General features: G+C 73.3%; 6 protein-coding genes. 2 read left to right on the top strand and 4 right to left on the bottom strand.

What is annotated here, in order from left to right; genetic code table 11:
• Positions 1–91: 91 nt before the first annotated feature.
• Both UO65_RS27850 and UO65_RS27845 read right to left on the bottom strand, forming a co-directional pair.
• Positions 92–730, bottom strand: coding sequence for an SMI1/KNR4 family protein (locus tag UO65_RS27850; protein ID WP_035288286.1), 639 nt, complete (start codon positions 728–730; stop codon positions 92–94).
• 146 nt (positions 731–876) lie between these two features.
• Positions 877–1677, bottom strand: a complete 801-nt coding sequence (locus tag UO65_RS27845) for an SGNH/GDSL hydrolase family protein (RefSeq protein ID WP_035288285.1) — start codon at positions 1675–1677, stop codon at positions 877–879.
• 171 nt (positions 1678–1848) lie between these two features.
• Here UO65_RS27845 and UO65_RS27840 point away from each other — a divergent pair, with 171 nt between their 5' ends.
• Together UO65_RS27840 and UO65_RS27835 are read left to right on the top strand one after the other, a co-directional pair.
• Positions 1849–4221, top strand: coding sequence for an ATP-binding protein (locus tag UO65_RS27840; protein WP_084176322.1), 2373 nt, complete (start codon positions 1849–1851; stop codon positions 4219–4221).
• An 87-nt stretch (positions 4222–4308) separates the two neighbouring features.
• On the top strand, positions 4309–4797 hold the full coding sequence (locus tag UO65_RS27835) for a GNAT family N-acetyltransferase (RefSeq protein WP_035288283.1): 489 nt from the start codon (positions 4309–4311) through the stop codon (positions 4795–4797).
• Between the two features lie 93 nt (positions 4798–4890).
• On the opposite strand, the gene UO65_RS27830 is transcribed toward UO65_RS27835, so the two are convergent.
• Positions 4891–5433, bottom strand: coding sequence for a hypothetical protein (locus UO65_RS27830; RefSeq protein ID WP_200873489.1), 543 nt, complete (start codon positions 5431–5433; stop codon positions 4891–4893).
• A gap of 360 nt (positions 5434–5793) precedes the next feature.
• A complete protein-coding gene (locus UO65_RS27825; RefSeq protein WP_035288308.1) occupies positions 5794–6015 on the bottom strand; it encodes a putative signal transducing protein in 222 nt (73 codons plus the stop codon).
• Positions 6016–6125: the final 110 nt, after the last annotated feature.

The raw sequence follows: 6125 nt of genomic DNA, 5'->3' as shown, positions 1-6125 counted from the left end.
CCCGTAGGCCGACCCCCGCCACCCGGTGAGGTCCACCAGTTCCCGCACGAACTCATCCACTGCGCCACTCCGTGTCCTCATCGCGCGCCGCTCACTCGTCGTCCGCCGGGATGGTGGACATGCTCCACCAGTCGTCCTCGGATACCGGCCGGAAGGGGAACCGGGCTGCCAATGGCGGCGAGGTCAGGTTCTCCGGGTCGCCTGCCAGCACCGTGCTGACAGTGGTCCCGCGAACCAGGCCCGCGAGGAATTCCACCGCCCCGCAGCCGAATTCCTCGACGACCTGGACAGTTTTGTCGAATCGCCAGATGCCCCCGTTGGACACGGCGATGGTCCACTCGTCGGGGGACTGGCCGGGTTCGCGGACCCACAGCAGGACCTCGCGCGCCGCCCGCGCCCAGGGGATCATCCCGCCGGGCTCGGGGTGGATCGGGTGCGGGACGTCCTCGGGATGTTCCTCCTGCCACTCGCGCAGCTCGCGCATCTCGGTCCTGAATTGGTGGAGGTGATCCGGCTTCCCCGCAGCGGTGTAAGGCGGCATCACGATGGCCTTGCCCAGGTTCAGGTTGGCGGCGTTGAAGGTGCCGGGTGCGAAGGTGGCGAGCAGTTCCTTGTAGTCGGCGGGCAGTTCCACCCCCAGGTCCGCCTCGACCGCGTCCCAGGCCACCGGCCCGTAGGCCGACCCCCGCCACCCGGTGAGGTCCACCAGTTCCCGCACGAACTCGTCCACCGCGCCACTCCCGGTCCGCCTGCCTGCCGACGGCACCGGGAGTCGGCCGTGCCCGGGCGGACACCACCGCGCCGGGCACGGCCGCACCGGAGCCGTGTCGGGGTCATGCCAGCCGACCGCGTTCCCGTTGTCAAGACCGGCGGGGCCTATCCGATCGCGTTGGTGAGGGCGGCGTGGTAGCCGTTCTTCTGGCCCGCCAGGGTGGGGTGGTAGGACTCGGCGACCGCCAGCGGGCGGATGCCGTGAATCCACGGGTTGGACGTGCACACGCCGTGCCCGGCGAACTCGTCGCGCACGTCCTCGTAGGTGAACCCGGCGCTGCGGGCGCGGTCGGCGATGATCTCGGCGAGGCTGTCGGCGGCCTTGTTGAGCGCGGTGCGCTTGGTCTGGCTGATCGCGCAGAACGCGGGCCCCGAGGCGAACAGGCGCGGGTAGCCCAGGACGACGACCTGGGCCCGGGGCGAGCGGGTCTTGATCTCGGCGTAGGTCGTGTCCAGCTTGCCGGGCAGCGCGGTGGTGGCGGTGGCCGTCGACTTGGCGATCCGGTCGGTGCACGCGGCGTCGGAGCCGAAGGTGCAGGTGGTGACCACCGAGGCGAAGCCGACGTCGTTGCCGCCGATGGAGATGGTGACCAGGCCGGTGTCGGCGGTCAGCGCCTGCACCTGCTTGCCGAGCACGTCCTCCACCTTCGCGCCCGCGCACGCGACGAATGACAGCGCCGTCCCCGGGTGCGCCTTGGCGTACAGCTCCGGGTAGGCGTTGGCGCTGCGCAGGCACGCCCCGCTGGACCCGTACGAGCCCGCGCCGTCGCCGGAGGAGTAGGAGTCGCCCAGTGCGACGTACTTCTGCGTCGCGGCGTTGGCGGGCGAGAGGCTGCCCGCGGCGACGACAGCGCCTGCCGCGACGGTGAGCGCCAGGGCCGCGGCGCTGCGGCGGATCTTGGTCATCTGCTGTTCTCCTCGGCGGTAGGCCACGCCCGTCCGGTGTGATCCGGTGCACAGGATAGGCACGGGTGTCGGCGGCCCGGCATCGGCAGAACTACGTAAAAGCGCTCGGTCCCGGGTTGACGGTGACGTGGTCCACTGCGACTATGCCTAACGACTGTTAGGGAGTGTGCGATGGTTCCGGACAGCCCCACCCCGGCCGCCGGTGCCCCGGACGGGGAGCTGCGCGGGACGGGTCGGACGCGGCTCGGCGTCGAGCTGACGAGGTGTGTCGGCAGGCGCCGGGAGGTGGCCGAGGCCCGGCGACTGCTGGGCTCCGGGCGGCTGGTGACGCTGGCGGGCCCCGGCGGGGTCGGCAAGACCCGGCTCGCGGCCCTCGTGGCCCAGGAGGCGGCGCCCGACCACCGCGACGGGGTCCTGCTCGTGGAGCTGGCGGAGTTGCGCGACGGCGCGTCGCAGGCCGACCTGGTGGCGCAACTGCTGGGGCTGCGCGCCCAGTCGGGGCGCTCGGCCACCGGGAGGGTGCTCGACCACCTGCGGGAGCGCGCGGTGCTGCTGGTGCTGGACAACTGCGAGCACCTGGTGGACGACTGCGCCACCTTCGTCCACCGGGTCCTGACCGCGTGCCCCCGGGTGGCGGTGCTGGCCACCAGCAGGCAATCCCTCGGTGTACCGGGCGAACAGGTGCTGCGAGTGCCGCCGCTGTCGGTCCCGGGTCCCGGGGACACCCCGCCGCTGGAGCTGTTGGCCCGGTACGACGGCGTGCGGCTCTTCGTGGACCGGGCCACCGCCGTGCACCCGGGGTTCCGGATCACCGAGGGCAACCGCGCGGACGTGGCGCGGCTGTGCGGGCGGCTCGACGGCCTGCCGCTGGCGATCGAGCTGGCCGCGGCGCGCATCCAGGGCCTGTCGCCGCGGCAGATCTCGGAGCGGCTTGGCAACAGCCTGGCGCTGCTGACCAACGGCAGCCGCACCGCGCCGGAGCGGCAGCAGACCCTGCGGACGACCGTCGACTGGAGCCACGGGCTGTGCTCGGAGGTCGAGCGGCTGGTGTGGGCGCGGCTGTCGGTCTTCGCGGGCTCGTTCGACCTGGCGGCGGCCGAGCACGTGTGCGCGGGCTCCGGGGTGGACGCGGCCGCCGTGTGCGGTGTCGTCGACGCCCTGGTGGACAAGTCCGTGCTCCAGCGCGTGGAGGTCGACGACGGCGACGCCCGGTACCGGATGCTGCAAGCCCTGCGGGAGTACGGCCACGAGCGGCTGGAGCGCTCCGGCGCCCTCGGCGGGGTGCTGCGCGGGCACCGGGACTGGTTCGACCGGCTCACCCACCTGGCCGACGCGCGGTGGGCGGGCCCGGAGCAGTCGCGGTGGGCGCGGCGGCTGCGGTGGGAGCAGGCGAACCTGCGGGCCGCGCTGGGCTGGTCGGTCGCCGAACCCGGGCAGGCGGGGGTGGCGCTGCGCATGGCGGCCCGGGTCGACGAGCACTGGACGCTGCTGGGCCTCGACGCCGAAGCCCAGCGGTGGCTCGACCGCGCGCTGGCCGCCGCCCCCGCCGACCACCCCGATCGCCCGTTCGCGCTGGCCACCGCCGCGCTGCACGCCCTGTGGTGCTGCGACCTGGAAGCCGCGTCCGCGTCGCTGACCGAGGCGGAACGGCTCGCCGCCGCGATCGGCGACGACCTGCTCACCGCGCAGATCACCAGCGTCCGCGTCCTGGAGGTGATGCTGCGCCGCGACCCCCGGGCGGCGGACCTGGCCGAGGAGTGCGTGCCCGTGCTGCGCGCCCACGGCGACCTGCGCCGCGAACTGCGGACCCTGGCGCTGCACGGCATCATCGCCGCCTACAACGGCGACCTGGGCACCGGCCGGGAGAAGCTGCGCCGCGTGATCGCACTCGGCGAAGCGGGCGGCGGGAGCCACTACCGCGACATGGCCCTGTTCGGCCTCGCCCTCATCGAGGTGAAGTTCGGCGACGTGGGCGCCGCGGCCGCCGCGGCCCGCACCGCCCTCGCGTCCAGCACGCTGGACAGCCCGTTCGGCGACGCCTTCCACCTCGAAACCCTCGCCTGGGCCGCCTGCAAGCGCGATCAGCACGAGCGGGCCGCGACCCTGTTCGGCGCCGCGGCCACCGCCTGGGAACTCCTCGCGTCCCCCATCGCGCACCTCGTGGCCCGCCCGCACCGGGAGTTCACCGAGATCACCAGGCAAGCACTGGGCGACCGGCGGTTCGACAGCGCCCACAGCCGGGGACGGGCACTGCCGCCGGAACGGGCGCGGCGCCACGCACTCGACGACACCCCGGCTCCCGGCCCGGAGCGCAACCCCCTGTCCAAGCGGGAACGGGAGGTCGCCGGCCTGGTGGCCCGGGGACTGTCCAACCGCGACATCGCCGCCCGGCTCCTCATCTCACCGCGCACGGCCGAGACCCACGTCCAGCACATCCTCGTCAAGCTCGACTTCACCAAGCGCTCCCAGATCGCGGTGTGGGTCACCCTCCGACAGGACGAGACCGCGGAAACCACCGGGGGTGACGCTCCCCCCGCGGCGTGAGCCCCCGGTCACCGACACCCCGGCGCGGGCAATTCCGTTGCCGGGGTCCGCGGTCGCCGACATCCTGATCGGCAGGAGGTGGTACGGATGCCCGGTGTCCTGGTGGACCTGTCGGTGCGCGACCTGCGCCCGAGCGATCTGGAGTGGTGTTCGTGGTCCGGCACGGCGCTGCACCTGACCCGGGTCGCGCACGAGTTGGAGCGCGCTCGGACCGGCGCGGTGGATTACCTGGCGGTGTGCCCGCCGTCCGACCTGCCCGTGGCGATCGGCGGGGTCGACTACGAGGTGTGCCCGGGGGCGGGAACCCTGTGGCAACTGACCGTGCACCCGGCGCTGCGGTCGTGCGGGATCGGCAGCCTCCTGATTCGCGCGGCCGAACAGCGCATCACCGCCCGGGGCCTGGATCGCGCGGAGTTGAAGGTGGAGGAGAACAACCCCCGCGCCCGGGCGCTGTACGAGCGGCTCGGTTACACCGCCTACGGCCGCGAGCCCGACGCCTGGGACGAGGAAACCCCCGACGGCGTGATCCAGCGGTACGAGACGGTGTGCGCGGTGATGCGGAAACCGCTGCCGTGACCGGCCCGTCCATCGCGCCGGGCGGGATGCCACTGCCCACCGCACGCGGACACGCCCCGGCCCACGCGGTGGCGGGCCGGGGCGTGTGGCGGGTCAGGGCTTGAAGAGCAGGTACTCGTAGGTGAAGCCGGAGCCGCAGTTGGAACCCTGGCGGGTGGCGGTGTAGGACCAGCCGGTGGGCGGGTAGCAGGCCCAGACCCCGTTCACCGGGATGACGATCTTGTACTCGTAGGTCAGGCCCGAGCCGCAGTTGGTGCCCTGGCGGACGCCGTAGTAGGTGTGGCCGGACAGGACCGTGCACATCCAGGTGCCGGTGCTGGGGGTGGAGAGGTTGTACTCCCACGACAGGCTGGAGGTGTTGCAGTTGCTGCCCTGGCGGGCGCCGGTGTAGGACCAGCCGGACGGGACGGTGCAGGCCCAGAGGCCGTTCGAGGGTGCGGTGACGTTGTACTCGTAGGAGAAGCCACCGCAGTTGCTGCTCAGGCGCACGCCGGTGTAGGTGCTGCCCGCCGGGACCGAGCACGCCCACACCCCGCTGATCCCGGCGGGTGCCGCCGACGCCGTCGCGGGCGCCAGGCCCAGCGCCAGCAGCACGACACCGAACGCGAACCCGAGCAACCGCCTGCAACTCGACACGAGGAATCCTTCCGTCAGCGGAACGCTTGCCGGTCGAGCAAACCAGGCGCCGCACCGGTGATCATCCGCCACCGGGGTGGTGCGGGCCGCCATTGGGGTGATCACACCGGAACCCCTGTGGCAGAACAGGTTGCGCCGATCTGGCCGCTGTCAGACACCCCGGCGGGTCACGTCGCGCCGGGGGACACCCCGCGCGTTCAGCGCCCGGTGAGCGGTGGTTGTCCGGCGGGTCAGCGGGGTGCGGCAGGCGAGCACGCACAGCCAGCGCCCGCCCGCGGGTGCTGCCCCGGTCCTGTGCTCGCGTCCGCCCACGGCAGGCACCAGGTCGGGCGTGTGCCCGCCGCGGGGGTCGTGCCGGGCCTACGCGGGCGGCGCGTCGAGCGCCTCCGCGTCCACGAGCAGCCGGTGGGCCTCGTCGTAGCGGTCCGGTGCCACCAGCAGCCGCTGCTCCACCACGCCGATCGAACCCTCGAGCGACGCGTCGTGCGCGTGGGCGAGGTGGTGGTGGATGCCCGCCTCGGCCAGCACCGAGGCCGCGAACGACAGCAGCACGGGGTTGTTGGACCTGATGATCTCTCGCACGTCCACCTCACTGGTCACCGGTCGTGCCCGGGAGCGCCGGGCACGCGTCGACCCCAGGGTAGCCGGATCTCAGCCGGTGGCGGCGCCAGCCGGGTGGGCATCCGCCCTGA

Origin of the sequence: Actinokineospora spheciospongiae, from assembly GCF_000564855.1 — a bacterium.
Classification (GTDB): domain Bacteria; phylum Actinomycetota; class Actinomycetes; order Mycobacteriales; family Pseudonocardiaceae; genus Actinokineospora; species Actinokineospora spheciospongiae.
Note: the sequence above shows the minus strand (reverse complement) of the source record. Positions and strands in the feature narration are given on the sequence as shown.

Excerpts from the sequence above, each read along its gene's own strand:
- UO65_RS27845 (WP_035288285.1), bottom strand. The coding sequence starts at position 1,677 with ATGACCAAGATCCGCCGCAGCGCCGCGGCCCTGGCGCTCACCGTCGCG.
- UO65_RS27840 (WP_084176322.1), top strand. The coding sequence starts at position 1,849 with ATGGTTCCGGACAGCCCCACCCCGGCCGCCGGTGCCCCGGACGGGGAG.
- UO65_RS27835 (WP_035288283.1), top strand. The coding sequence starts at position 4,309 with ATGCCCGGTGTCCTGGTGGACCTGTCGGTGCGCGACCTGCGCCCGAGC.